The following is a 25,260-nucleotide window of genomic DNA, read 5'->3' as shown; positions in this document are numbered from 1 at the left end:
TTTCTAAATTAGAAAATTGGAAAGTTACTCATAAAATTGGCATTTTGCCTAACAGCATACTTACAGCTTGCCACTTGGAAGCGCATTCAAATGTTTTTTAGGTAAGTTAACCTAAATCCTTTTTATAGACCTCAAGATCACTTAAGCTCTTGCACTTGAAAAAGTTTAGCTCAAAACACCTTTAACATAGGTAAATTAAAAAAGTTAGACAAATTTACAAAATCATAAAATTGTCTATAATAATTAACACAAATATTTCAAAAAAATTGGAGGATTAAAAATGAGTAGTTATTATCCAAATTCAAAGGTAGAGGTCAAAGGATTTGAAGCAAAACATTACGATAGATTATTGGATATTATAACTTTTGGATCATATGCTTCGTTTATAAAGAAAGCTATTGAAAAATTAGAGATTAAACCAAATGATAGAATTTTAGATCTTGGAGCAGGAACTGGGAGAAATGCTTGCTTAATGAGAAAGTTCCTTTCAGAAAAAGGAGAAATTGTAGGGTTAGATATTTCCGATGAGATGATTGCACAGTTTAAAAAGAAATGTGAGCCTTTCAATAATGTAAAAATTATCAAAAAAAGAATTGATGAGCAATTAGACTACAAAGATGAGTTTGACAAGGCTTTTATCTCATTTGTGCTACATGGCTTTCCTCAAGAGGTTAGAATTAAGATCATTAGAAATGTCTTTAATGCATTAAAAAAACAAGGTGAATTTTTTATCTTGGATTATAACGAATTTTCTTTAGATAAAATGCCTTTTTATTTAAAGATCCCTTTTAGGATTATAGAGTGTCCTTATGCATTTGATTTTATCGAAAAAGACTGGAAAAAGATACTTTCTCAAGAAGGTTTTATAAATTTTAAGGAGTATCTTTTCTTTGGTAGATATATAAGATTGCTTAAAGGAATAAAGGCATGAATTTACCAAAAAGATTTTAAAATGCGAAATTAAGTTTTCCTTCTTGTCCTTCTAATAATTTCTTTAACTACCGAAAACCTTGTAATGCCAGTAAAAAATAAAATAAAACCAAAGACAAGGCAAAGGATCTGAAAGATATTATGAAACCTATATATTGTATTAAATAGAAAAGTCTTGGGGTAGTAGTTATCCAAGTAAAGGTAATTAAAATCGGTAATTTTGTACCCCAGAACAAAAACTCCTACCCCCAAAACTACTCTTACAATACTTTCAAATAAAGAGATATTTTGCTCTTTCACTTACCCTTTGAAGGTGAAGATTTCTCAGGTGCTTTGTATGGAAGCGGAACATACTGAACAGAAGGTCTCATTGAAGGATTTTGTGGATAAAGGTCCATCAACTCGTAGATTTCTTTAGGCACATCTGAAGATACGTTTAGCCCAATTTCTTTTGCTTCTTCGTATGTAAGAGGATAATCATGGGTCCATCTTCCATCGGTAAGTATTGTTGCAATTTTTTCTGCATCTTCTTCAGTCCTATCATTTGCCAATAGTAGTCTTTTTACAAAAGTTTTTACTTGCAGCATTGCCTTTTTTGATATATCAGCAAGAATAATAGTCTCATCACTTATCCTATCTTTATTTTTTTCTTCTACTACCTTAAGAATAGAGATAGCGGGGTAATTACCAATTTGTGGGTCCACTGGGCCCAAAACAGCATTTTCATCCATTACAATTTTATCAGAAGCAAGGGCAAGCATTGTTCCTCCACTCATTGCATAATGCGGAATAAAAACTGTAACTTCACCTTTATGCTTTACAAGTGCTTGGGCAATTTGTTCTGTTGCTAAAACAAGTCCACCAGGTGTATGCAATATGATATCAATTGGCATATCTTCAGGGGTAAGTCTAATTGCTCTCAAAACTGCTTCGGAATCTTCAATGCTTATGTATCTTGTGATTGGGATACCAAGTAAACTCATTGTCTCTTGCCTATGAATCATCACAATCACTCTTGATTTTCTTTTCTTTTCAAAATTTCTAATAAATTCTAATCTTTGGATCTCAAGATTTTTCTGCCTTATCAGTGGAGAAAGAAGGGAGATTATAATAAAAGCCCAAAATAAGATATTAAAAATCACTCCCACTGTATCCGTCATATTAACCTCCTTGATAAATTATAGCATAAAACAGGTTAAATTTATTTATCGTTTTTAAAACTTTGAGACCTATTATAAGATATTCAAGTAGATTTTAACTCTTGACATACGAACTTTTGTTCGTATAATTAAAATGATGGAAAGGATAATTGCTCACTTAGATATGGATGCATTTTTTGCATCAGTAGAGCAAGTAAGGAAACCTTGGCTAAAAGGAAAAGCCATAGGTGTATCTAACCACCCAAATGGGAGGTCTGTTATTGCAACTGCTTCTTACGAAGCAAGAGTTTACGGAATAAAATCTGGTATGCCAATAAAAGAAGCAATAAAAAAACTTCCATCACTTATAATCGTAAAAGGGGATATGAATCTTTATGAAGAAATTTCAGACAAGATTTATGAGATCCTAAAAAAGTATGCACCAAGTATTGAGCGCTTTTCTATAGATGAGGCGTTTTTAGATTTTTCGTATATTGCAAAAAATTACGATAACGCAAGGACAATAGCCTTATCCATTAAAGAAGACATTCTAAGGCAAACACAACTTACGTGTACTATTGGAATAAGCTACAATAAGTTAGTTTCCAAAATTGCTTCAAAACAAGCTAAACCCGATGGTTTGCTTATCATTAAAAAAGAAGAAGCGTTTGATTTTTTACGCAATTTAAATGTTTCAAAAATACCAGGCATTGGGAACAAAATAGAAAAAAAGTTAAAAGAGCACTTTAATGTAATAACAATTGAGGACTTACAAAAAATCAATTTAAATGAACTTATAAGAGTATTCCATTCGTATGGAGTATTTCTATACCAATCTGCAAGAGGAATAGATGAAAGTAAAGTAATAGATGAATTTGAGAAAAAACAAGAAAAATCAATTGGCAACTCAACAACGCTGGATTTTGACACTGACAATATAGATATTATAAAAAGTGTCTTAAAAAAGATCTCAGCCAATGTAGGCTTCAGATTGAGAAGTAAAAACTTTCTAACAACAAAAATCTTACTAACGATAAGGTATGAAGATTTTACTACATTTTCATATCAAACAACGGTACACGAAACAAACAACGATTATACGATATACGAAGCATCACTCAAAACATTCAGACAAAATTACAGTGGAAAGAAGGTAAGGCTACTTGGTATTACTGCAACAAACCTTAAAAGTAATGATCAAGGTCTTTTCAATAAGAGTAAAACAAAAGAAGAGAATATTTTAACAGCAATTGATACAATTAAGAAAAAATTCAATGACGCTACAATATCTTATGCAGATACACTGACTTTAGATACTCTATTTTTTAGTAAAAAAATAAGCGGAAGATGATACTCTTCCGCCTTTAATTAGATTTTATATTTTAATGTGTAAGGAATGTTATTAAAATTCCAGCAACCACAGCTGTTCCTATAACACCTGCTACATTTGGCCCCATTGCATGCATAAGAAGGAAGTTTCCTGGGTTTTCTTCTTGGCCAACTTTCTGAGATACTCTTGCAGCCATTGGCACAGCTGATACTCCTGCAGATCCAATAAGAGGATTAACCTTACCACCTGTTACCCAATAGAAAATTTTTCCTATAAGTAATCCGCCAATTGTTCCTCCACTAAAAGCAACAACTCCTAAAACTATAATTTCTAAAGTCTTAATATTTAAGAACGTATCCCCACGCATTGTAGAGCCAACAGTTGTTGCAAGGAGAATGGTTGCAATATTAATGAGCTCATTTGCCGTAGTATTTGATAGTCTTTCAACAACACCAGATTCTCTAAAAATATTGCCAAGCATCAACATACCAACAAGAGGAGCAATGGGAGGAAACAATAGACCTACAAGAATTGTTACAACAATAGGAAATATAATTTTCTCAATTTTTGAGACCTCTCTTAGCTGGGACATTACAACGCTTCTTTCCTTTTTTGTTGTTAATAATCTCATAAAAGGAGGCTGAATAATAGGAACAAGCGACATATACGTATATGCAGCTACAGCAATAGGCCCAAGAAGATGAGGAGCAAGTTTAAGAGTTGTATAAATTGCAGTTGGCCCATCAGCACCTCCAATAATGCCAATGGAAGCAGCCTCTTTAATATCAAATCCAAATAATAACGCAATGAATAAGGCAATAAAAATACCAAGTTGTGCTCCTGCTCCCATAAGCACAGTCATTGGATTTGCAATAAGAGGCCCAAAATCAGTCATCGCTCCAATACCCATGAAAATAATTATTGGCAAAAGCTCTGTTTCAACAAGACCTTTGTAAATCAAATAGAAAAATCCATTTGGAGGGTCCGTAATTCCTGAAAGAGGAAGGTTTGCCAGTAACGTGCCAAAACCAATCGGTAAAAGTAAAAGAGGTTCAGCTTCTTTAAAAATTGCAAGATATATTAGTAAAATAGCAATGAAAATCATAATAATTTCTTTTATACTTAGTGCAGAAAAACCAGATAAAGAAAGTATCTGTAAAAGCTTGTCCATATTTACCTTCCTAACTTTAAAAGCTTCTTATTAGTTTCAACTTTATCGCCTGGTTTTATGTAAACTGCTAATACCTTTCCATCAAACGGAGCAAAAATTTCATTTTCCATTTTCATCGCATCAATAGTTAAAAGCACACTACCCCTTTTAACATTTTGTCCTGCCTGCACTAAGACTTTAAGAATTTTACCTGGTAGCGGAGCAAGAACAAAATCAGTCACATTTTCAACAGGTTCAACAACAGGTTCAGAAGGTTCAAGAGTTTTTTCTTCCACAATACTTTCTTCCTTAACGACTTCTTTGGTGACTTCCTGAGAGGTTTTTTGTTCTACAGTCTTACTTTCTTGTAAATCCTTACCAATTTTATTTTCCCTTTGTATTTTCTCTTCTACCCTTGTTTTTTTAGTATCTACCTCTTCAATTTCTACGTTGAAAACTTCTGAGTCAATTTTAATCTTGTAAATTTTACCCATTTCTCCACCTCTTTTCTTTTAAAGATGATAATGTTCTTTCACTTCTTAAAACTTTTTGTTCTTCCTTTGTAACATTCTTATCTGCAAAATATTTAGCAAGTGCAACACTTAAAGCAACAACCTTCTTTTTGTTAATTAAATCTTCTCTTGTTTCTTCAAAACCTACTGGCTCCTCAAATTCTTTTACTTCGCCTGATTTTATAAAACGTAAAAATGAAATAAATAAACCTAAAATAAAAAGAATAAAAAAAGTGAGAATATTACCAAAAACACCAAGTAGTAATCCTTCTTTTAGTGCTTGATTCATACGACCTCCTAAAAAGGAATATTGCCGTGTTTCTTCTTAGGCAAATCTTCATACTTTGAATTAAGATATTCAATCATATAAATGAGTTTTTTTCTTGTATCCTTTGGGTCGATTACATCGTCAACATACCCTCTTTCCCCTGCAAGGTAAGGATTTGAGAATTGCTCACTGTATTCTAAAATCTTTTTTGCTTTTGTTTCATTAGGATTTGGTGAAGATGCAATTTCTTTAGCAAAAATTATGCTAGCTGCACCTTCTGCACCCATTACCGCTATTTCTGCCTGAGGAAAAGCATAAACAACATCAGCACCAAGATGTCTTGAGCACATTGCAATGTATGCACCACCATATGCCTTTCTTAAAATAACTGTTAATTTAGGAACCGTTGCTTCTGAATAGGCATATAGAATCTTTGCACCATGCCGAATAACGCCGTTATGCTCCTGCTGTGTTCCAGGCATATAACCTGGTGTATCAACAAATGTTATAAGAGGAATGTTAAACGCATCACAAAATCTAACAAACCTCGCTATTTTATCAGACGAATTTATGTCAAGCACTCCAGCAAGATATACAGGTTGATTTGCTACAATCCCAACCGTTTTGCCATTTAGTCTTGCAAAGCCAACAACTGCATTCCTTGCGTAAGATTCATGAACTTCAAAGAATGTTCCTTTATCTACAACTTCGTTTATTACATCTTTTACATCAAAAGCTAAATTAGGTTCATCTGGAACAATTTGATATAAGTTAGGAGTTTCTCTATCTGAAGAATCATCTGATTCAACCTCAGGTGGATCTTGCAAATAATTGTCAGGAATATAACTCAATAACTTTTTCACTAATTCAATTGCCTCATTATCATCTTTTGCAAGGAAATGTGCAACTCCACTTTTCTCGTTATGGATTAAACCACCACCAAGCTGTTCGTGAGTAACTTTCTCTCCTGTTACAGCTTCTACAACGTTTGGCCCTGTTATATACATGGTTGCTTTCTCCGTCATGATGATAAAATCCATAAGAGCTGGTGAATAAACGGCACCACCTGCTGTAGGTCCCAACTGAACAGAAATTTGAGGAATAACGCCTGAGGCTTTAACGTTTCTATAAAATATATCTCCATAACCTCTTAGCGAATCTACACCTTCCTGTATCCTTGCTCCACCTGAGTCATTTAGCGCAATAAACGGAATACCAAGCGAAAGAGCCATTTCCTGCATTTTAACAATTTTAAGAGCATGCATCTCTCCTAAAGAGCCACCCATCGCTGTAAAGTCTTGAGAGTATATCGCAACCCTTCTTCCGTTAACTCTGCCAACACCTGTTACTACTCCATCAGCTGGGATAAATTTTTTATCAAGTTCAAAATAGGTTGAACGTGTTTTAACAAAGATGTCAAATTCTTCAAAAGAATCGGGATCAACTAAAAGGTCAATCCTTTCTCGAGCTGTGAGTTTACCCTTTTGATGTTGTTTCTCTACAATTTGAGGATCAGTTTTAATGATCTTTGATTTCTTCTCCTCAAGTTCCTTTAATCTGTCATCCATCGACATATTACACCCCCATAGAATTTTTTAAAAAATAAAAAAATAAGCATTAACATGCCTCGGTTTTTTAAAAATTGGATAAAATAAAAATTCTCCTTTCACTGAAATTTATATCAGAATTATAAATTTTGTCAAGAATGCTTGCAATTCCAAATATACTTCATGTAATATGCTCAACCTTGTAAAATTTCCAATTAGTAAACTCTTCAATAACAATACAAAATAGCTAGCAATTTTAATCATAAAAGTTAACTATAGAACCACTAAAAATATCAATCATCTTCCCGTTTTCATCTAAAAGCAATTCTCCAAATACTCCAACTCCAACAACAACACCTTCTACAATTTTATAACCTAAATCAACCTTCGTTTTCCTGTTTAAAATAGCGAGGTTTTCTTCGTATTCTCTTTTAAAATTTCTAAAACCATGTTTAAAAAAATCGTTGATTAGATTGTTTTCTTCTTCAAGTATTGCCCAAAAGATTGTCTCCTTATCAATATTAATAAAATCTTTAAGCGATATAGAAGAATTGATAACATCTTTAACATCATTTTGAATATTTAACCCGATACCAGCAAACGTAAGATTACTTTTTTCTACTAAAATTCCTCCAAGTTTCTTTTTTTCTATTACTATGTCGTTAGGCCATTTCACTTTAACTTTCTCAACATACCTCTTAAGAACCCTTAAAATTGGGATAGATAAGAACGTTGAAAAACCGAGTATGTTATTTAAATTCAATACCTCCGTAAAATATAACCCACCATAAGTCGATTGCCATTTTCGCTCGTACTGCCCCCTACCTTTCGTTTGGATAAAAGATCTGACAATAAAAGGTGGCAAAAAAGTATTAGAAAGCTCTTTTGCAAGATCCATTGTAGAAGAGGTTTCATAAACAATGACAACATTCCTTTTAAGTTCCATGTAAAATTATATTTGAATATTGGAAAATTTTGATATCATTTAAATATGGAAAAAGAAAATCAAATTAAAGTAGGCATAATTATTGCAAGCGATACGAGAAGCTCTGGATTAAATAAGGATGAAACAATCCCGTTATTAACTGATTTTATTGAAAAAGAAGGGTGGATTTTAGTTGATGCTTCTGTTGTTCCAGATGAGATACACCTTATCAAAGAAAAACTACTTTACTATGCTGATGTTTTAAAAGTTGATCTTATTTTAACAAGCGGAGGAACTGGGCCCGCTAAAAGAGATGTGACTCCTGAAGCAACAAGAGAGGTTATTGAGAAAGAGATGCCTGGTTTTTCTGAAGCGATAAGAATGGAAAACTTTAAAAATGTAAAAACTTCGATTCTTTCAAGAGGAATTACGGGCATAAGAGGAGACACTTTAATAATCAACTTGCCTGGTAACCCTCAAGGAGCGATAGATTCTTTACTGGTTGTAAAAGAAGCAATTCCACATTGTTTAGAAATCATGCAAGGCAAAGGAGGAATTCATGGAAAACATACTTAGTGAATTAGAAAGATTTGAAGGAGTTAGAGGAGTTGCAATTGTAAGTAATGACGGTTTAATAGTGCACTCTCTACTTCCCCCAGACCTTGACCCAGATGCCGTTTCAGGAATGTGCGCAACAGTTTTTAGAAATGGCATAACAACAGCAAAAGTTCTAAATTCAGGAAAAGTGCGACACATCCTTATTGAAACTGATACTGATTTTATCATATTCTCAAACATTGGCAATGGTTTCCTTGCAGTAATTTCTACAAGAAAAATAAATCTTGGACTGCTTAGGATAAAGATTGATAAAGCAGTAAAAGAAATAAAAGAGAAACTAATCGAAGAATAATACTTTCTTCACAATTTCTTCATAATTTCCGAATATCATAAAAAAGATTCGGAGGTGAAATTATGGAAGAATTAGAAAAAAATAATGAAAACAATGAGTTTGAACATCATGAAAGAAAAAGTTGGCTTGTTTACCTTATTGTAGGTATTATCATTGGCAGTATCATAGGTGGAATTTTTGGCACTTTTATCGTCTTTAAAAACCCTTCTCTTTTCCCATGGGTACTTAGTGAGACGTCTACCAAAACACCTCAACAGGGTAGTAGTGTAACTGTAGGAACAAACCTTGTTGACATCCAAAACCAAATTGAAGAGATTGCAAATAAGGTTTCGCCTGCAGTTGTCCGAATTATATCAACTACTCAGGTTGTTTCTCCTTTTTTCTTCCAAGTTATTCCACAACAAGGCTTAGGCTCCGGAGTAATAATTAAAAGCGATGGCTTAATACTTACAAATAACCACGTAATTGAAGATGCAACAAAAATAGAAGTAACTCTTTCAAACGGAAAAACTTATAAAGGAGTAGTTTTAGGAACAGATCCATCTTCAGATCTTGCACTTCTAAAAATCAATGCAAACAATCTTCCTGTTGCTACATTTGGTGACTCCCAAAAGGCAAAAGTTGGAGAACTTGTAGTAGCTATCGGTAATCCCTATGGACTTGACCATACCGTAACTTTTGGAGTAATTTCAGCTTTAGAACGAAATATAGATACTGGCGATGGAAAAACAATGTATGGTGTAATACAAACTGATGCAGCCATTAACCCAGGAAATAGTGGCGGACCTCTTGTTGACCTAAAAGGAGAAGTTATAGGTATTAACACAATGATCTATCAAGGGGCTCAAGGTCTTGGTTTTGCTGTTTCATCTAATACGGCAAAAAAAGTTATTGACAATCTATTAAAAACAGGCTCTATGAAATGGCCGTATTTGGGAGTGCAGGTTACAACGATGACAAAAGAAATAGCAGACTCTTACAATTTACAATATGTTAGTGGTGTGTTTGTGGTTTCCGTTGTCTCAGGAAGCCCTGCAGACAGAGCAGGAATTAAAAAGTTTGATATTATAACAGAAGCAAATGGAAAACCTGTAAGCACAGCCGATGAATTAATTTCAATAATTAGAAATAGTAATACGGGTGATAAAATTACTCTTACAATTTCAAGAGATGGAAGGATCGTTAACGTAGTAGCTACACTCGGCTCTCAGTAAAATTTAAACTTACTTAAGTAAATTTGGGGTAGGAGAAACTCTTACCCCAATTATTTTTTTTGAAAAAACAGAATTTTTTAAATTTTCAAAGACTTCCTTAGGCGGTGTTTCTGTTAAAATACTAACATCAAAAACAGATACTTTATCAAAAAATTTTCTTGCAGGACCAAGTATTTTTGTTTCAGGAAGAATTTCTTTAAAGGCGTTAATATCTATATCTTTTGAAAATCTAATCTCAATAAGATTTTTATAAGGTGGATATTGTAAAACTTTTCTAAAACCAAGCTCCAAACTGATAAAGTCTTTTTCGTTATCGGTTTTAAAACTTTTCAAAATATAGTTGTCGATAAGATAGGTCTGCAAAAATACATCTTTCGGGTAATTTTCAAAAGAGGCTTGCCTAAAACTCCTAAATGCCTCAAATGATGAATACACTTCGCTACCAGATAAAAATGTGTCAGCACTAACAAATACAACCATTGAAATATTTTTAAAATCCAAATGTGAAAGAAGGTATTCTGTTCCAAGAAAAATTGTTTTTGAAAATAGTTGAGAATCGTAAAAAATATTATTTTTATCACTTTCAAGAATAACAAGATTGGCTTTTTGAAAAACTCTTTTTATATCATTTGAAAGCTTTTGTATCCCATAACCCAAGTAAGAAATTGATAAACTTCCACAATTAGGACAAACTTCTATGGGAGGTTCAACATGACCACACACAGGACAAAAAAGGATATTTTGTTCGGAATCAAAATGAAGAGGTGTTCCACAATTTGGACAACGGTGAATATATCCACATTCTCTACATACGATATAAGTGGAATAAGGTTTTCTATTGAGCACTAAAGCAACGTTTTCATTTAAAGATAACGCCTTGCGGATTTTACTCTCAAGATATAAGGAAATCGGGGAAAGATTATTAGACTTATACTCCTTTCTCATATCTATAATTCGCTTGTTTTGCAGTCGTGTATCCTTTAATATCTTTAATTGAAAACCCTTTTCTCTATAGAAATAATACAAAAGGTCATCAAGCGAATAAGTTGAAAAAACTAAAGAAATATTTTCAAGTTGTGATTTTTTGTGCGCAATATATCTTGTATCAAAGGCATTAAATTCGAAAGGTAAGTGGTATTTTGAAGAAGCATCTTCAACCACAATAAATTCCAAATTCGGGATATCAACAAATAAAGCAAACGGAGTAGTAATAAAAATTTTTGTAGAAGAACGAAAATACTTTTTGATTAGGCTCTTGTCTTTCCCATCCCAAACAAAAACTTCTTCCTTAAAGTAGTTTTCATAAATTTTTTGTATCCTTTTAATTAAAATAAGCTCGTTTACCACAATAAGCACTTTCCCATTTGGCGATAAAACTTCAGACAAATACTTTGCAAGATACTCACTTCTTTCAAAGAGACCTCCTCCATCTAAAATAAATTTTTCTACATTAGGTTTAGTAAATGTTTCTTTATCAAAATCGATTTTTTCTACAATTCCGCTACTAATTAAATCGTCTAAAATTTTTTTCCCGTTTTTTACGCCTTTTATCAAATCCAATGCGTATATTGTATTTGACTTAAGTAATTTTAAAAGCACAGTCTTAAAGGATTTATTTATATCTTCATTTAACTTATCTACTATAGCAACTCTATCTTTAACCCTTACAAAAAGGTCATATGTTAAGAGATGTATATAACCAATTTTAATTAAGTTCTTTTTTTCTAAAAACCTGACAAACTTTAGGACGGACTCTTCACCTATACCTATGTATGTTATAAGGTCAGAAATTTTACAAGTTTTATTTTTTATTAAAAACTCCAAAATCAATTTTTTGTTAGTCTTTTCATTTTTGAGAATTTCCACTAAAGAATTCTCATCTACGACTGTTAGAGTTCTTTCAAGATCTCCCTTCACGTATGTGCCGTAAATTTTACTAATAAGACTGTGTATAGGGATAAGAAAGACTTCGGAAGTAAATTTAAATAATTCCGCAATATGCTTTGAAAAAAGCGCATGCTCTACTACATCAATAATACTTTTAATATGAATATCCCGATTTTTAATTGTATCAACTTCTTCTAAAACAAAACCAAATTTTGGAGTGTTGGAAGAGCCTAATGGGACAATAACTCTGTCACCCACAGATACAGAAACATGATTAGGGGCCTCATAATAGAGGATATCAAGCGGAAGATAAGTATCCTCAATTGCGACCCCTAAGTATTTTTTCATTAAATCTTGAATTTATCTTTTAAAACTTGTGCAAGATCAGTTTTTTCCCATGTGAATTCAACTTCTTCTCTACCAAAATGTCCGTAGGAAGCCGTCTTTTGATAAATGGGTCTTAATAAATCAAGATGCTTTATGATACCTTGAGGAGAAAGATCAACCAAATCCCTTAAAGTTTTCTCTATTTCAGTATCACTAACGATTCCTGTTCCAAAAGTATCAACCATAAAAGAAACCGGTTCACTTTCACCAATTACATAAGCAACCTGTATGAGACATTCTTTTGCAAGGCCTGCCTTTACAACGTTTTTTGCAAGATAACGCATCATGTAAGTTGCTGACCTATCAACCTTTGTTGGATCTTTACCAGAAAATGCACCACCACCGTGGGGAGCAAGTCCACCGTAGGTATCCACTTCAAGCTTTCTTCCAGTCATGCCAGTATCTGACTGAGGGCCACCTACAACGAATTTTCCAGTTGGGTTTATGTGATATGTGGTATTTTTAGTAATCAAATATTCAGGAATTACTTTTTTTGCAATAATTTCAAAAATCATTTCTCTTGCTTCATCACTCATTTCGTCTGTTCTTGGGTCTAATAGTTCTTCTGTATGTTGAGTAGAAATAACAACGTCAGTCACTTCAATTGCCTTCCCACCTTCGTAGCGCAAGGTAACTTGAGCTTTACCATCTGGGCCAAGGAATGGAGCAAGTTCTTTTGGTTCAAGAGATTTTCTTACAGAAGCAAGCCTCTTAGTTAAACCGTGGGCAAGCACTATAGGTAATGGCATAAGTTCTTTTGTTTCATCGGTTGCATATCCGTACATTATTCCTTGATCGCCTGCACCACCTTTGTCGACCCCCCTTGCAATATCAGGAGACTGCCTTCCAACTGCATTCAAAACAGCACAAGTCCTGTAATCAAAACCATACCTAGGTGAAGTATAACCAACCTCTTTTACAGTTTCCCTGGTTATTTCAGAAATATCAACCCAAGCATGAGTTGTAATTTCTCCGCCAACGATTATTAAACCGTGAGTTACATAAGTCTCACAGGCAACACGCCCAGTTGGATCTTGCTTAATAATCTCATCAAGAATCTTATCAGAAATTTGGTCAGCGAGTTTATCAGGATGGCCTTCTGTAACTGACTCTGTTGTTACTAACTCTTTCCTTTCGTTACGCACCATGTTTGCCTCCTTAATCAAATAATCTTTAAAAAAATAAAGTGAGCTATCTCTTCTTTTGTTCCTTCAAACTCAAACATATCTAAAGCTTTTGAAATCAAAGTAATTTTTCCTCTGTCAACACCGATATTAGAAGGGGTGTTTGCAACAATAAAGTCCAAATTTTTTTCTAAAAGTTTATTCTTAGCATTTTCAATTAAGTCTTCGGTTTGTAGGGCAAAACCCACAAATAACTTATTAATTTTATACTTTGAAGCTTCTTTTAAAATATCATCAGTCTTTTCTAATTTTAAATCGTATTTATCAAGTTTGGGAAGTTTTTTATCTGTATACGTTGTAGGTTTATAATCCGCTGGAGCTGCTGCCATTAGCAAAATATCTGCTTCTTTCAAATTCTCAATGACACAATTTTTCATCTCTTCGGTTGTTGTTACGTGTATTGACCTATCAACTTCAGGAATTCGTTCGCTAACCTCTCCAAAGACGAGTGTTACATTAGCACCAAGTCTTTTTGCAACTTTGGCCAAAGCTATACCCATTTTACCTGAAGAGGCATTTGTAATAAAACGCACTGGATCAATAAACTCTCTTGTTGCACCAGCAGTTACAAGAACTTTTTTATTGAGGAATGGTTTATCATACAAAAAATACATGATATCTTCGAAGAGATCTTCTACACCTTTCAACCTACCTTTACCTTTTTGTAAATCGGCAAGGTATCCCTCTTCTGGTTCAATGATTTTAAAACCAAGAGTCTTTAGTTTTTCTAAATTGCTTTGTGTAATAGGATTGAGGAACATGTTTTCATTCATCGACGGAGCAATAAGCACAGGGTTTTTAGAGGCAAGTATGGTAGTAAGAAGTAAATTATCAGAAATGCCATTTGCTATTTTTGCAACAATATCTGCAGTTGCTGGAGCAACAAGGATTACGTGAGCCCATCTTGATAATGATAAATGTATAGAACTCCCATCTTTTACGGAAAACTGATCTAAATCAGTAAAAACTTCTTCAGCACCAAGAGATAAAAACGAGAAGGGTGTAACAAAATTAAGAGCAGCTTCGGTAAGCACAACTTTTACCTTGAAGCCTTTTTTTACAAGCAAGCGAAGTAGCTCAAGGATTTTGTAGGCTGCAACTCCTCCTGTTATCCCGAGGAGGACATTAGTGTTATTCTTGTTCATCCTTTTCTAAAAAATTGAGTTGCAGTTTTTTAATAAAATCACCTGCATAAAATGGGTTGTAAACTGTTGGGTTGGTTTTATAAAGACTCTGACCTTTTTCAATGAGAAGTTGAATGAGTCTATACTTATTATCAACAACTTTTTCAAGCAATTTTATATATAATTCTAAATCTTCCATACGATACCCCCAAAAATTAAATTAACATTGCATAGATATTTTATCAAAAATAAAATTCAAGTCAATTAAACGAATTGATAAGTAAAATGCATTCAAAAATTTAAAGTGGCCACTTAATTAAAAATATGTTTATCCGTGTATATGCTATTTTCATACCCGGATATTTTCCCTTTTTGGACTTTTCCACTTACCAGCTTTATCCAAACTCCCAAAAAGCCCTTTTGGCATAGTCCACACTACAGTTAATGCACCAAAAGCAAAGAAGAAAATAAAATACCATGGAATCCAGAAAAGTGTTTTCCATAAGTTTTTATCATAATCATAATTTAAAAAGGCAGCAACTGACATTTGCACCATCCCTGCAATTGAAAGAAGCGATCCATACCAAGCTGGAATTGGGATAAACCCCATAGAATTACCAAAAAATACACTACTAATAGCCCATAAAAGAGTGCCAAAAACAAAACAAAATGACCATATAGATGCTAATATAAAGTCAAAATAAACAGGATACAAATAACGAAAACGCCATTGTCTAAAAATGTCTTTATGAGTTCGCAGTAAATGCCAACCTCCAAGTGCCCAACGTTTTCGCTGCTTCCAGTATTCTCTTAAAGTTGTTGGAGACTGTATTAAGACTACTGCTTGAGGCACAAACCAAACCTCGTAGAAATGCTTTTGAATCTTCCAGGTTATATCAATATCTTCAGTAGCAGTATAGGGTGAAAAACCACCAACTTCTTTTAAGACTTCCGTTCGAAATGCCGCAATACATCCTGATACAGTTAAAATTCTTCCCAAAATCCTTTGAGATCTTTTTATAAGTCCAATAATGGAGGAAAATTCGGCTGCCTGCAGTCTTTCAATAAGATTTTTCCTGTTAATGGATATGGGGTTACCAGTTACTGCCCCTAGTCTTGGCTGCTTTAAAAAAGGATAAACGAGATGCTTCAGTGTATACGGTAAAAGGATTGTATCAGCATCTATCACAACTGTAATGGGTGTTTTTACCGCAATTGATATAGCAACATTTAAAGCATTAGCTTTTCCTTGATTTTCAGTAAGTCTTAGAAGATAAAAATTTGGGTTTAAATCAACAAATTTCCTAATAACGTTTGCTGTGTTATCGGTGGATGCATCATCTATAAATATTACTCTATAATCTGGATAGTCTAAAAATTGTAAAGCCGTGCATGTTGCTTTAATACCTGCCTCTTCATTATGGCATGGGACAAGAATAGTTACCGATGGCCATTTCTTTCTCCACCAAGTAATTTTTCTTTGATAACCTTTCTCACGCCTCCACCAAAAATATATCGCCGAAGTTATCCAAACTATGCTCATTGCAAGAGGATAAATAAATACGTACCACCCTATAATTTCACTTATTCGCATTTATTTTCCTCCTCAATAGGGATATATTTGGAAATTTTATGAATAAACTCCCAGTAAAGACCTTCTTCTACTACTCTTTTTATAATTTCAGGTGTAATTTCTTCTCCTTCAGAAACAATAATATTCCCTTTTGAGTCAAAGAAATTCTCTTTCATAATTATCGGAGTAAAAGTAGTTAAACAATCTTTCTCCTCTAAAGAAATAAAATCTCTAAAGAAAGTTTTATTAATCTCAAGAGACGCCTGTGTATCTATCACAGAGTTTTCTAAACCTTGAGTTCCTATAGAAAGTTCTTTCCAGGCTAATGTTTGTGAATTACCAACTGGGATTTTTAATTTCCTTCTGTTTTTTTTGTAAAATCGTTGATAATGATACTTTGACCATGCTAACATAATTATAAAAATAATAAACGCCCACACCAAGATTAAAAGAAAAGCGAATGCTGTAGAACGTGCAGCCTGTGGTATAAAAAGATTTTTTTCCCAGATGTACGAAAGTAAAAACCAGCCAAGCGCTCCTAAAACCCACACAAAGGCCACTATAATCCATGACCATACGCCTAAAGTAAAAATTATTAGTACTACATTTTTAAAATTTTGTTTAATTCTACTTTCTAAATTATTTTCCCCGTACACTTTTTCATAAAACCTATTGTAAAATTGTAGCAAATTAATTCTTAAATACAAAATTTCAAATACGAATTGCCTTAAAAAATCTAGTTGGGGTTACAACTACTTTACACTTGGTAGAATTGCACCAAAAATGATATTAAAAAAGAACTTACTAAAAAGTTAGGCTAAAAAAGAGTGAAAACTAATTATATAGGGCAATATGGAGGTCGAGCTTATTGAAATCTCTTGCTGAAACAAACGCCTTTACTTCACTTTTACAACTACGGAAGATAATCCCGTGGGTTTACTGGGGTAGACTTCCCAGTTTCTATGTCAATCTTGTAAATAGAAAAGTGCAAGTGCGGACCTGTTGACCAACCTGTGTTGTCAGAATATGCAATTACTTGACCTTTTTTAACGGTTTGTCCTTTTTTAACAACTGCACTCTTGAGATGTGCATAAAGTGTAGAAAAGTTCGCCATATGAGAAAGTATAACAACATTTCCATATCCGCTTAAAGCACCAACATAGGTAACAGTGCCATCTGCTGATGCTTTTATCGGTGTGCCGGTAGGAATGCCAATGTCTATACCATCATGTAAACGCCAAATATGAAGTATTGGGTGGAATCGCATTCCAAATTCAGAAGTAATTGGGCCTTTTGCAGGCCAGATAAATGTGCCAGTATAGATGCCTTTCTTTTTAGCCTCTTCAATTAACTTCTGTATTAGTTGTTCTTCCTTTTTTATTTCTTCTTCAAGTTCATTTTCCTTGTAGAGTAGATATGTTTTTTTAGTTTTTAGGCTCTCCAAAAGGCGGTTTTTCATATCTAACTCATCTTTTAAGATATTTTCCTGTTCAACTTTCTCATTTAAGACTAATTCATGCTGACTTTTTGAGTTATTTAACTCTTTTTTGTAATTTTCAAGTTCTTTTTTATCATTTATTGCTTGGTTCATGAGTTTCTCAGTATAACTTGAAATATAGGTAATGTATGTGATTCTTTTAGAAACAGAGTTAGGGTCACCACCTTCATAAAAAACATCAGCAGGAGAAATTTTAGAAAGTTCATAGGAAAGCGTTACTATATCAGCCAAATTCGACTGTCTTGCTTTTATTTCTTCTTCCTTAAATTTTATTTGCGCTTCTTTATTGGTAATTTCATTCGACAAGTAAGTTATCTTTTCTTGTGTTGCTTTAATTTGTATTTCAAGGTTATTCAACTGTGTATTTAAACTATTTAATAGCGCCTCAATCTGTTTAGATGACTGCTCTACGCTTACAATATTACTTCTTATCTGTCTAAGTTGAGATTGGTACTCTTCAAGTTTTTTTCTTTCTTCTTCGATACCAGATCTAACAGAGCCAAAACCCGAAAGGAACATTAAAAGGAGAACCATGAAAATAGCAATAAACTTTACAAAAGAATTTTTGCTATTTAACATTTCTAAACCTCAGCAAAGATATAAAGCTTCCAATTAATGTGGAAAATAGAGAAAAAATTAATATTTCAAATAAAATAAGGTTAAAATTCATACTCGTTGATACGGTTGCATAAGGAATAATACTCTGGACAATTGTTGAACTCATCTTGTTAACAAAAGTAAGCACGTATGCCGAAATACCGAAGGCTATCAAGTTCAATAGAATGGAAATGAAAATAAATGGTAAGAAAATAAAAGCATTATCAGAGCCAATCAATTGCAACGCCACTAAATCATGCCTCCTAAAATCAAGAAGTAAAGTTGTTGAGTTTTGAATCGTAAAAACCAGATCTCCTAATACAGCAAGAAGAACCGAAATAAAAATAAGCCAAACTACTTTAATAAGTTCATTAATTTTGCTTGCGGTTTCTTCAGAGAAAACCACTACATCAACAATAGGGATGCCTTTAATAATCTCCGAGATTCTCTTTCCCATGCTTATATCGCTAATTTCAACTGTAAGAGAATACGGCAAAGGATTTTTTGATAAACTATCAAGTATTTCTTTATACTGAGGAAAAAGGTTTTCAAATTCAACTTTAGCTTCTTCAGGTGTAGTAATTAGCGTGCTCTTAACACCTTCTATAGAGCTAATCATCGAAACTGCTTTGTTTACATCCTCTGGAAGGAGGTCTTTTTTAAAAAAGACAATAATCTTAACTTTTTCCTTAAGAGAAAGAGAGCTTTTAAATAGTTTGAACCCAACAATATAAGTAGATCCTAAAGCAACCATTCCAACAAGAAGAGATACAACTGTAATAAAAGCAACCTTTTTTGTCCCTTTTAACACAAGAAATGTATGTCTAAAAATATACAATAGCCTATACATATTCCTTTTTCACTATCTTTCCATTTTTTATTTTAATCATTTCTTTTGGTTTTTTACCAAAGTCAATAAGATGATGTGTAGACATTATCACTGTTGTACCCCTTTCGTTAAGCATTTCAATAAAAGACAAAACAGTTTTTGCTGTATCAACATCCAAATTCCCAGTTGGTTCGTCAAGTAGAAGAACCTCTGGTTCATAAATTAACGCTCTTGCAATCGTTACCCTCTGTCTTTCACCATATGAGAGTTCTTTTACAAGTTTATACATTTTATCTCTCAATTTGACTGCCTGAAGAATACTTTCAGTTTTTTCGTGAAGTGTATGGAAGTTTACACCTAAAAATTGTAGAGGAAGAGACACATTATCAAGAACAGTCCTATCTTCTATAAGAGTAAAATCTTGAAAAGCAAAACCAATTTTTCTTCTTAAACTCACTTTATTCCATTTTTTAATATCGTTGCCGTTGAACAGAACAAACCCAGATGTGGGATCTTCATCCCCCCTTATAATTTTAAGAAGTGTTGTCTTACCAGCCCCTGACTCACCCATAAGCACTGTAAAAGAACCTTTATTGAATCTAACGTTAATTTTGTCAAGGGCAAGGGTCCCGTTTGGGTAAACTTTAACTACATCACTTAATTCAATCATATTCTCTCCTTTGAAGACTTGAATCCATACCCTATAATTTCTGAAGAATTCCCAATTATGGTAAAACTTTCAGGATCCGCTTCAATGGCAATCCTTTTTACCTTCATTGTCTCAGTATGTATTACAGCAACCACAAGCATCTTTTTAATTTCACCTGTATAACCACCAGCAACTTCAAACTCTGTAACGCCTCTTCCCACTTCTTCAAAAATCCTCTGCTTTATTTCTTCTGGTTTTTTAGTTATTATAAACAATACCTTATAAGACAAGAAACCTTCTTGTGCTAAGTCAATAGCGTAATTGCTAACAAGTTCAGCAATAATTGAATACAAAGGCACATTGACATTTTTAAAGACAACACCTGAAGTAATAATTACAGCAACATCTACAAGCATCAAAGATTGACCAAAAGGCAATCCGGTTGTATCGTAAACAATCTGAGCAAGTAAATCTGTCCCCCCAGTAGAAGCATAAAACCTAAAGACAATACCAATACCAGCACCCATTAAAAACCCACCATAAAGAGCAGCAAGCATTGGTTCTGATCGGAATTGAGGTAAATAAGGAGCAAAAAGATCAATCAAAATAGAAGACAAAATAGTTCCGGCAATGGTCCCTATAAAAAATTTTAATCCAATCCTCTTTAAGCCAATTATTAAAAGAGGAATGTTCATCAAAATAACAAGAAAACCTACTTTTAATACACTAAAATAGTGGTTTAATATTACCGCTATCCCTATAAAGCCACCTGGTGCAATATTATTGGGTTGGATAAACACATCAATAGCCACTGCATAAATAGCCGAACCTACAGTAATACCAATGAAGTCTTTAGCGCCTTGCTTGAATTTACTTTTTAGATTTAAGATATGCCCAAATGAACTCATCAATTTCACCTTGTAATACCTCATCGACATTACCAATTTCTACACCAGTTCTATGGTCTTTTGCAAGTTTGTATGGTTGAAGCACATACGACCTAATTTCATTACCCCACTCAATTGATCTAAATTCGCCCTTAAGGTCTTTTATCGTTTCTTCATGTTTTTTCTTTTCAAGCAGTAAAAGTTTAGACTTGAGAATCTTCATAGCAATAGTTTTATTCTGAGATTGGGATCTCTCATCTTGGCATGTTGCAACTATACCTGTTGGAATATGTGTTATCCTTACTGCCGTTTCAACTTTCTGAACATTTTGCCCCCCATGACCGCTTGCTCTAAAGATATCAATTTTTAGATCCTTCTCATCTAATTCGATATCCTCTACCTCCTCCATCTCTGGGACAACTTCAACTAAAGCAAAAGAGGTATGCCTTCTTCTATTAGCATCAAAAGGGGAAATCCTAACCAATCGATGGACACCTGCTTCTCCTTTAAGTAAGCCGTATGCAAACTCACCTTTTACATAAACAGTTGCACTTTTTATACCTGCTTCTTCTCCAAAACTCTCATCAATAATTTTTGCTTCAAATCCCTTTTTCTCAAAAAAACGTAGATACATTTTAAGAAGCATTTCCGTCCAATCTTGTGCGTCAACTCCACCTGCTCCAGTAGCAAAAGACACAAAGGCATTTAAATCATCGTATGGTTCATTCAAGAAACGTTCTATTTCTACTTCTTTTGACAATTCTTGCGCTTTGTGTAGAAGTTCCAATACTTCTTTATCGAAATTATCGGGACTTTCTTCGTATAACTCCAAGGTAACTAAAAGGTCATCTCTTGATCTCTTAAGTTCATAATATTTTGCCACTTCTTTTTTTATCATTGAGAGCAACTTTAACACTTCTTTAGCATCATTTCTTTCCCAAAAATTGGGTAAAAGAATTTCCCTCTCAATCTTTTTAATTTGTTCCTCTTCATTTAAAAGCCATTCTTCATCAAGCAAGGCTTCAATTTTTTCAATTGTATTGGTTAAATCTTTTTTTACTTCATCACTTATCATTTTTTCTTTTTATTCAAAGTTTTTTCGTTTTCTTTTGCAAGTTCAACTCTATACAGAAGATAGACTGTATCATATTTTACGTTCTCAAGCATTGCATCAAATAAGGCTCTACTTTCAAACTGGTATTCAAGAAGTGGATCCTTCTGTCCGTATGCTCTGAGGCTTATGCCTTCTTTTAAATCATCCATTGCATAGAGATGATCTTTCCATTTTGAATCAATATTACTCAACAGAATATACTTCTCTACATTCCTCATAACTTCTTTTGTAAAGCGACTTTCCTTTTCTTCATATAATTTTAAAGCAAGATTAAAAACCTTTTCAACTAATTCATCCTTTTTAATATTGTCTACGCCGTTAAGTTTAATCTGTTTTGATAATAAGTTACTCAAAGCCTTTTCAAGTTCTAAAAGATTTTCACTTTCAAGTTCATCCTCAACAAAATGCGCAAAAACAGTTTTTTGTATAACTTCTCTAATCATCTCAATAATATCATCCTTAATAGATGGTTCCTTAAGTATTTTTTCTCTTTCTTTATAAATAACTTCTCTTTGCTTTTCAAGGACATTATCATAGTCAAGGAGATTTTTTCTTATGCTAAAGTTATAGGCTTCAACCTTTTTTTGAGCATTTTCTATAAGCCTTGAAAGTAATGGGTGATCAATAGGTTCATCATCATCTACATTTAGCGTATTCATTATTGCTTTCATTTGGTCTCCACCAAATAACCTCATGAGTTCATCTTCCAAAGAAAGATAAAATTGTGATTCACCCGGGTCTCCTTGCCTTCCCGATCTTCCTCTTAACTGATTGTCAATCCTCCTTGATTCATGTCTTTCGGTGCCTAAGATGTGCAAACCTCCAAGGGAAACAACTTTTTCATGCTCTTCTTTGCAAATTTCGTTAGCTTTCGCTAAAGCTAACTCAAACTCTTCATCACTATCCTTACCTTTTTTAAGCATACTTTTAGCAAGATGAGTTGGATTGCCTCCAAGGAGTATATCAACACCTCTTCCAGCCATATTTGTAGCAATAGTAACAGCACCTAATCTCCCTGCTTGGGCAATTATTTCAGCTTCCATCTCATGATATTTTGCGTTTAGAACGCTATGGGGAATTCCAACCCTTTTAAGTAATTTTGAAAGATACTCAGATTTTTCAATAGAACGCGTTCCCACAAGGACAGGCTGTCCTTTTTTGTGCAATTCCTCAATCTTTCTCACAATGGCTTTAAATTTTGCTGCTTCGGTTTTATATACTATATCGGAATGATCTATTCTTATAACAGGGCGATTTGTTGGTATTACATAAACATCTAAGTTATAGATTTCTTTAAATTCTCTTGCCTCAGTTAAGGCAGTACCTGTCATACCTGCAAGCTTTTTATACATTCTAAAAAAGTTCTGGAAGGTAATTGTTGCAAGAGTTTGATTTTCACTTTTTACTTTTAAGCCCTCTTTTGCTTCTATTGCCTGATGCAAACCTTCACTGTACCTTCTTCCAAACATAAGACGGCCTGTGAATTCATCTACAATAATTACTTCTCCATCTTTTACAATATAATCAACATCCCTTTTAAAAAACTCTTTTGCCTTTAAAGCCTGGTTAATATGCTTAACAACATCGACAAATCTTTCATCAAATAGATTATCAATTCTTAAAAGTTTCTCAACTTTCTTTACTCCGTCTTGAGTTAAATTAACTGTTTTTAATTTCTCGTCAGTTTCATAATCAATATCTCCCTGCAAATTATCGGCAACTCTCTTTGCAACAAGGTACATGTCCGTAGATTCCTGAGAAGGGCCAGAAATAATTAATGGTGTCCTTGCTTCGTCTATAAGAATACTGTCAACTTCATCAACTATTGCATAGAAAAGCTCCCTTTGGACAATTTGATCCTGAGAAACTACAAGATGGTCTCTTAAATAATCAAATCCAAATTCATTATTAGTCCCATAGGTAACATCCGCAGCATATGCATCTTTTCGTAAGCAAGGCACAAGTTTTGTAGTAAATTTATTTGGGTCTTCCCACTCAACAAGGTATGCTTCCTCATGCTGAATTACGCCAACGGTAAGGCCAAGTAATTTATAAATAGGACCCATCCATAACGCATCTCTTTTTGCAAGGTAATCATTTACCGTTACAAGATGACCACCGTGGCCAAGTAGAGAATTAAGATATAAAGGTAGTGTTGCAACAAGGGTTTTTCCTTCACCTGTTTTCATTTCTGCAATACCACCATAATAAAGCACAATACCACCCAGAAGTTGAACGTCAAAATGTCTAAGTTGAATTGTTCTTTTTGCAACTTCCCTTACCGTTGCAAATGCTTCAACTAAAAAACCTTCTTCCTTTTCCCCATTTTCAAGTCTTTTTTTAAATAATTCGGTTTTTTTTGAAAGCTCCTCGTTTGATAGAGAAGCAATATCCGATTCCTTTTCGTTAATTTTGTTTACAATTTCACTGTATCTTTTAAGATTTCTCTTTACTGGGTCTAAAAAATCTAAGATCATATTATTGCGGCCTTATTAAACCGTAGTTACCATCCTTTCTTTTGTAGAGCACATTGATTTCATTTGTTTCTTCATCTCTAAAGATATAAAAATCGTGCCCTAAAAGTTCTATTTGCAACATAGCTTCTTCTATACTCATAGGCTTTACAGGAAAAGTTTTTACTTTCGTAATCTTAGGAAAATCATCCTTAGGTTCGGCATCTTCCTCTAAAGCAAAAAGTTCTTCTTTAGTAATTCTTTTATTACCCTTTAATCTGTCACTCAATTTCCTAATTTGAACTTCAAGTTTATCAAGAACATTGTCAAGAGCTTCGTCAATGATACTTCCTTTGCCTACTGCCCTTACTATTTTTTGTGATGCAAAAATGGTAACTTCCATTTCAAATACACCACGCACTTTACTTACAACAACATTACACCTTTGGATGTTGTCAAAATACTTTTCAAGTTTCTCAATTTTGTTATTTATGTTTTCTACAATAAAATCAGGTAAACTTTCAATACCCTTAGTTGTAATTGTTTTTTCCATTTTTACCTCCTTACTCAAGTATAATTAATTTTTGGGATTTTTTCAAAACCACGGACCGCCTTATCAAAACGAGGAAAGATTGTTTTAAAGGAGAGTTTTTTCGCAGGATGGATAAAGTATATCTATTTCTTGTTGAATAGCGATGGTTCTAAAAAGTGCTGTAGCTATCTTACAGTAGGTAATTGTTTCATCAAGAGTAAGATACCGCCCCTTTCTGTCTTTGAGCCATTTTGAAAGCACTTCATAACCACCAATTTGATACTCAAATACTTCTTTTGAGATACCCTCAAAATATTGGGTTTCATTAATATACACCCGGTTCTCATTCTCCACAAAATTTACTTTAACCACTTCAGAATTTCCGCTACCCTGAAACTTTGCAACGGGTGAGTCAAGCTCAGGTGATTTCAGAAGATGGAGGTCGGTAAGCCTTTTTCCCAGTGCAGACATTTTTGCAAAAATATCGTAATCACTTGTAAATGGAATTCTTGGAAAGTCAATCTTTAGAAACTCTGCATATTTTGTGCGATAGACATTTGAATAAAGCACTGCGTAGATATAGTAAAAAATTTCTTCGGGAGTTAACAACTTGCCAAAAGT

At 33.6% G+C, this 25,260-nt stretch carries 26 protein-coding genes; 5 read left to right on the top strand and 21 right to left on the bottom strand.

Going from position 1 to position 25,260, the window contains the following annotated elements; genetic code table 11:
• Nucleotides 1-280 precede the first annotated feature (280 nt).
• Nucleotides 281-931, top strand: coding sequence for a methyltransferase domain-containing protein (locus K6343_00945; GenBank protein ID MEF3244541.1), 651 nt, complete (start codon nt 281-283; stop codon nt 929-931).
• 29 nt (nt 932-960) lie between these two features.
• Here the strand turns inward: K6343_00945 and K6343_00940 are convergent, their stop codons facing one another.
• Together K6343_00940 and K6343_00935 are read right to left on the bottom strand one after the other, a co-directional pair.
• A complete protein-coding gene (locus K6343_00940; protein MEF3244540.1) occupies nt 961-1,230 on the bottom strand; it encodes a hypothetical protein in 270 nt (89 codons plus the stop codon).
• A complete protein-coding gene (locus K6343_00935; GenBank protein MEF3244539.1) occupies nt 1,227-2,090 on the bottom strand; it encodes a hypothetical protein in 864 nt (287 codons plus the stop codon). Before K6343_00935 ends, K6343_00940 begins: the two co-directional genes overlap by 4 nt.
• Before the next feature lie 136 nt (nt 2,091-2,226).
• Between K6343_00935 and dinB the strand changes: the two genes are divergently transcribed.
• A complete protein-coding gene (gene dinB / locus K6343_00930; GenBank protein ID MEF3244538.1) occupies nt 2,227-3,420 on the top strand; it encodes a DNA polymerase IV in 1,194 nt (397 codons plus the stop codon).
• A 31-nt stretch (nt 3,421-3,451) separates the two neighbouring features.
• Here dinB and K6343_00925 read toward each other — a convergent pair whose 3' ends face one another.
• The 5 genes from K6343_00925 to K6343_00905 form a co-directional block, all read right to left on the bottom strand.
• Nucleotides 3,452-4,570, bottom strand: coding sequence for a sodium ion-translocating decarboxylase subunit beta (locus K6343_00925; protein ID MEF3244537.1), 1,119 nt, complete (start codon nt 4,568-4,570; stop codon nt 3,452-3,454).
• A gap of 2 nt (nt 4,571-4,572) precedes the next feature.
• The gene (locus tag K6343_00920; GenBank protein MEF3244536.1) at nt 4,573-5,043 is read right to left on the bottom strand and encodes a biotin/lipoyl-binding protein; all 471 of its coding nucleotides are present in this window, start codon (nt 5,041-5,043) and stop codon (nt 4,573-4,575) included.
• Nucleotides 5,036-5,350 carry a hypothetical protein gene (locus K6343_00915; GenBank protein ID MEF3244535.1) on the bottom strand — a complete coding sequence of 105 codons (315 nt, stop codon included), beginning with the start codon at nt 5,348-5,350 and terminating at the stop codon, nt 5,036-5,038. The genes K6343_00920 and K6343_00915 overlap by 8 nt, the downstream gene beginning before the upstream one ends.
• 8 nt (nt 5,351-5,358) lie before the next feature.
• The gene (locus K6343_00910) at nt 5,359-6,903 is read right to left on the bottom strand and encodes an acyl-CoA carboxylase subunit beta (protein ID MEF3244534.1); all 1,545 of its coding nucleotides are present in this window, start codon (nt 6,901-6,903) and stop codon (nt 5,359-5,361) included.
• Between the two features lie 229 nt (nt 6,904-7,132).
• Nucleotides 7,133-7,822 carry a biotin--[acetyl-CoA-carboxylase] ligase gene (locus K6343_00905; protein MEF3244533.1) on the bottom strand — a complete coding sequence of 230 codons (690 nt, stop codon included), beginning with the start codon at nt 7,820-7,822 and terminating at the stop codon, nt 7,133-7,135.
• Nucleotides 7,823-7,867: 45 nt separating this feature from the next.
• Here K6343_00905 and K6343_00900 point away from each other — a divergent pair, with 45 nt between their 5' ends.
• The 3 genes from K6343_00900 (at nt 7,868) to K6343_00890 (ending at nt 9,925) form a co-directional block, all read left to right on the top strand.
• Complete coding sequence (locus tag K6343_00900; GenBank protein MEF3244532.1) at nt 7,868-8,377, top strand: MogA/MoaB family molybdenum cofactor biosynthesis protein; 510 nt, start codon at nt 7,868-7,870, stop codon at nt 8,375-8,377.
• The gene (locus K6343_00895; protein ID MEF3244531.1) at nt 8,361-8,711 is read left to right on the top strand and encodes a roadblock/LC7 domain-containing protein; all 351 of its coding nucleotides are present in this window, start codon (nt 8,361-8,363) and stop codon (nt 8,709-8,711) included. The genes K6343_00900 and K6343_00895 overlap by 17 nt, the downstream gene beginning before the upstream one ends.
• Nucleotides 8,712-8,773: 62 nt before the next feature.
• Nucleotides 8,774-9,925 carry a trypsin-like peptidase domain-containing protein gene (locus tag K6343_00890; GenBank protein ID MEF3244530.1) on the top strand — a complete coding sequence of 384 codons (1,152 nt, stop codon included), beginning with the start codon at nt 8,774-8,776 and terminating at the stop codon, nt 9,923-9,925.
• 9 nt (nt 9,926-9,934) lie between these two features.
• On the opposite strand, the gene K6343_00885 is transcribed toward K6343_00890, so the two are convergent.
• The 14 genes from K6343_00885 to K6343_00820 all read right to left on the bottom strand — a co-directional run.
• Nucleotides 9,935-12,160, bottom strand: a complete 2,226-nt coding sequence (locus tag K6343_00885) for a hypothetical protein (GenBank protein ID MEF3244529.1) — start codon at nt 12,158-12,160, stop codon at nt 9,935-9,937.
• Nucleotides 12,160-13,347 (bottom strand): methionine adenosyltransferase, encoded by a 1,188-nt coding sequence (gene metK / locus K6343_00880; protein ID MEF3244528.1) that lies wholly within the window; start codon nt 13,345-13,347, stop codon nt 12,160-12,162. Before metK ends, K6343_00885 begins: the two co-directional genes overlap by 1 nt.
• Nucleotides 13,348-13,361: 14 nt before the next feature.
• Nucleotides 13,362-14,528: a bifunctional phosphopantothenoylcysteine decarboxylase/phosphopantothenate--cysteine ligase CoaBC gene (gene coaBC, locus K6343_00875; protein MEF3244527.1), complete on the bottom strand. Its 1,167-nt coding sequence runs from the start codon at nt 14,526-14,528 to the stop codon at nt 13,362-13,364.
• On the bottom strand, nt 14,515-14,706 hold the full coding sequence (locus K6343_00870) for a hypothetical protein (GenBank protein ID MEF3244526.1): 192 nt from the start codon (nt 14,704-14,706) through the stop codon (nt 14,515-14,517). The genes coaBC and K6343_00870 overlap by 14 nt, the downstream gene beginning before the upstream one ends.
• Before the next feature lie 150 nt (nt 14,707-14,856).
• The gene (locus K6343_00865; protein MEF3244525.1) at nt 14,857-16,101 is read right to left on the bottom strand and encodes a glycosyltransferase; all 1,245 of its coding nucleotides are present in this window, start codon (nt 16,099-16,101) and stop codon (nt 14,857-14,859) included.
• Nucleotides 16,092-16,736: a hypothetical protein gene (locus K6343_00860; GenBank protein ID MEF3244524.1), complete on the bottom strand. Its 645-nt coding sequence runs from the start codon at nt 16,734-16,736 to the stop codon at nt 16,092-16,094. The genes K6343_00865 and K6343_00860 overlap by 10 nt, the downstream gene beginning before the upstream one ends.
• A 257-nt stretch (nt 16,737-16,993) precedes the next feature.
• Nucleotides 16,994-18,157, bottom strand: a complete 1,164-nt coding sequence (locus K6343_00855; GenBank protein MEF3244523.1) for a peptidoglycan DD-metalloendopeptidase family protein — start codon at nt 18,155-18,157, stop codon at nt 16,994-16,996.
• Nucleotides 18,147-19,025 carry a permease-like cell division protein FtsX gene (locus K6343_00850; GenBank protein MEF3244522.1) on the bottom strand — a complete coding sequence of 293 codons (879 nt, stop codon included), beginning with the start codon at nt 19,023-19,025 and terminating at the stop codon, nt 18,147-18,149. Before K6343_00850 ends, K6343_00855 begins: the two co-directional genes overlap by 11 nt.
• Nucleotides 19,018-19,674, bottom strand: a complete 657-nt coding sequence (locus K6343_00845) for an ABC transporter ATP-binding protein (GenBank protein ID MEF3244521.1) — start codon at nt 19,672-19,674, stop codon at nt 19,018-19,020. Before K6343_00845 ends, K6343_00850 begins: the two co-directional genes overlap by 8 nt.
• Nucleotides 19,671-20,561, bottom strand: coding sequence for a YitT family protein (locus K6343_00840; protein ID MEF3244520.1), 891 nt, complete (start codon nt 20,559-20,561; stop codon nt 19,671-19,673). The genes K6343_00845 and K6343_00840 overlap by 4 nt, the downstream gene beginning before the upstream one ends.
• The gene (gene prfB / locus K6343_00835; protein MEF3244519.1) at nt 20,524-21,615 is read right to left on the bottom strand and encodes a peptide chain release factor 2; all 1,092 of its coding nucleotides are present in this window, start codon (nt 21,613-21,615) and stop codon (nt 20,524-20,526) included. The genes K6343_00840 and prfB overlap by 38 nt, the downstream gene beginning before the upstream one ends.
• Complete coding sequence (secA, locus tag K6343_00830) at nt 21,612-24,131, bottom strand: preprotein translocase subunit SecA (protein ID MEF3244518.1); 2,520 nt, start codon at nt 24,129-24,131, stop codon at nt 21,612-21,614. The genes prfB and secA overlap by 4 nt, the downstream gene beginning before the upstream one ends.
• Nucleotide 24,132: 1 nt before the next feature.
• Entirely contained in the window at nt 24,133-24,660 is a 528-nt protein-coding gene (gene raiA, locus K6343_00825) for a ribosome-associated translation inhibitor RaiA (GenBank protein MEF3244517.1), read from the bottom strand.
• Nucleotides 24,661-24,744: 84 nt separating this feature from the next.
• Nucleotides 24,745-25,260, bottom strand: a 516-nt coding sequence (locus K6343_00820; protein ID MEF3244516.1) for a hypothetical protein, incomplete at its 5' end; no start/stop codon positions are given.

The sequence above is a fragment of the Caldisericaceae bacterium genome, from assembly GCA_036574215.1.
In the GTDB taxonomy this organism is placed as follows: domain Bacteria; phylum Caldisericota; class Caldisericia; order Caldisericales; family Caldisericaceae; genus Caldisericum.
This window is presented reverse-complemented; position numbering and strand designations above follow the sequence as displayed.

Excerpts from the sequence above, each read along its gene's own strand:
- K6343_00945 (MEF3244541.1), top strand. The coding sequence starts at position 281 with ATGAGTAGTTATTATCCAAATTCAAAGGTAGAGGTCAAAGGATTTGAA.
- K6343_00935 (MEF3244539.1), bottom strand. The coding sequence starts at position 2,090 with ATGACGGATACAGTGGGAGTGATTTTTAATATCTTATTTTGGGCTTTT.
- dinB (MEF3244538.1), top strand. The coding sequence starts at position 2,227 with ATGGAAAGGATAATTGCTCACTTAGATATGGATGCATTTTTTGCATCA.
- K6343_00925 (MEF3244537.1), bottom strand. The coding sequence starts at position 4,570 with ATGGACAAGCTTTTACAGATACTTTCTTTATCTGGTTTTTCTGCACTA.
- K6343_00920 (MEF3244536.1), bottom strand. The coding sequence starts at position 5,043 with ATGGGTAAAATTTACAAGATTAAAATTGACTCAGAAGTTTTCAACGTA.
- K6343_00915 (MEF3244535.1), bottom strand. The coding sequence starts at position 5,350 with ATGAATCAAGCACTAAAAGAAGGATTACTACTTGGTGTTTTTGGTAAT.
- K6343_00910 (MEF3244534.1), bottom strand. The coding sequence starts at position 6,903 with ATGTCGATGGATGACAGATTAAAGGAACTTGAGGAGAAGAAATCAAAG.
- K6343_00905 (MEF3244533.1), bottom strand. The coding sequence starts at position 7,822 with ATGGAACTTAAAAGGAATGTTGTCATTGTTTATGAAACCTCTTCTACA.
- K6343_00900 (MEF3244532.1), top strand. The coding sequence starts at position 7,868 with ATGGAAAAAGAAAATCAAATTAAAGTAGGCATAATTATTGCAAGCGAT.
- K6343_00895 (MEF3244531.1), top strand. The coding sequence starts at position 8,361 with ATGGAAAACATACTTAGTGAATTAGAAAGATTTGAAGGAGTTAGAGGA.
- K6343_00890 (MEF3244530.1), top strand. The coding sequence starts at position 8,774 with ATGGAAGAATTAGAAAAAAATAATGAAAACAATGAGTTTGAACATCAT.
- K6343_00885 (MEF3244529.1), bottom strand. The coding sequence starts at position 12,160 with ATGAAAAAATACTTAGGGGTCGCAATTGAGGATACTTATCTTCCGCTT.
- metK (MEF3244528.1), bottom strand. The coding sequence starts at position 13,347 with ATGGTGCGTAACGAAAGGAAAGAGTTAGTAACAACAGAGTCAGTTACA.
- coaBC (MEF3244527.1), bottom strand. The coding sequence starts at position 14,528 with ATGAACAAGAATAACACTAATGTCCTCCTCGGGATAACAGGAGGAGTT.
- K6343_00870 (MEF3244526.1), bottom strand. The coding sequence starts at position 14,706 with ATGGAAGATTTAGAATTATATATAAAATTGCTTGAAAAAGTTGTTGAT.
- K6343_00865 (MEF3244525.1), bottom strand. The coding sequence starts at position 16,101 with ATGCGAATAAGTGAAATTATAGGGTGGTACGTATTTATTTATCCTCTT.
- K6343_00855 (MEF3244523.1), bottom strand. The coding sequence starts at position 18,157 with ATGTTAAATAGCAAAAATTCTTTTGTAAAGTTTATTGCTATTTTCATG.
- K6343_00850 (MEF3244522.1), bottom strand. The coding sequence starts at position 19,025 with ATGTATAGGCTATTGTATATTTTTAGACATACATTTCTTGTGTTAAAA.
- K6343_00845 (MEF3244521.1), bottom strand. The coding sequence starts at position 19,674 with ATGATTGAATTAAGTGATGTAGTTAAAGTTTACCCAAACGGGACCCTT.
- K6343_00840 (MEF3244520.1), bottom strand. The coding sequence starts at position 20,561 with ATGAGTTCATTTGGGCATATCTTAAATCTAAAAAGTAAATTCAAGCAA.
- prfB (MEF3244519.1), bottom strand. The coding sequence starts at position 21,615 with ATGATAAGTGATGAAGTAAAAAAAGATTTAACCAATACAATTGAAAAA.
- secA (MEF3244518.1), bottom strand. The coding sequence starts at position 24,131 with ATGATCTTAGATTTTTTAGACCCAGTAAAGAGAAATCTTAAAAGATAC.
- raiA (MEF3244517.1), bottom strand. The coding sequence starts at position 24,660 with ATGGAAAAAACAATTACAACTAAGGGTATTGAAAGTTTACCTGATTTT.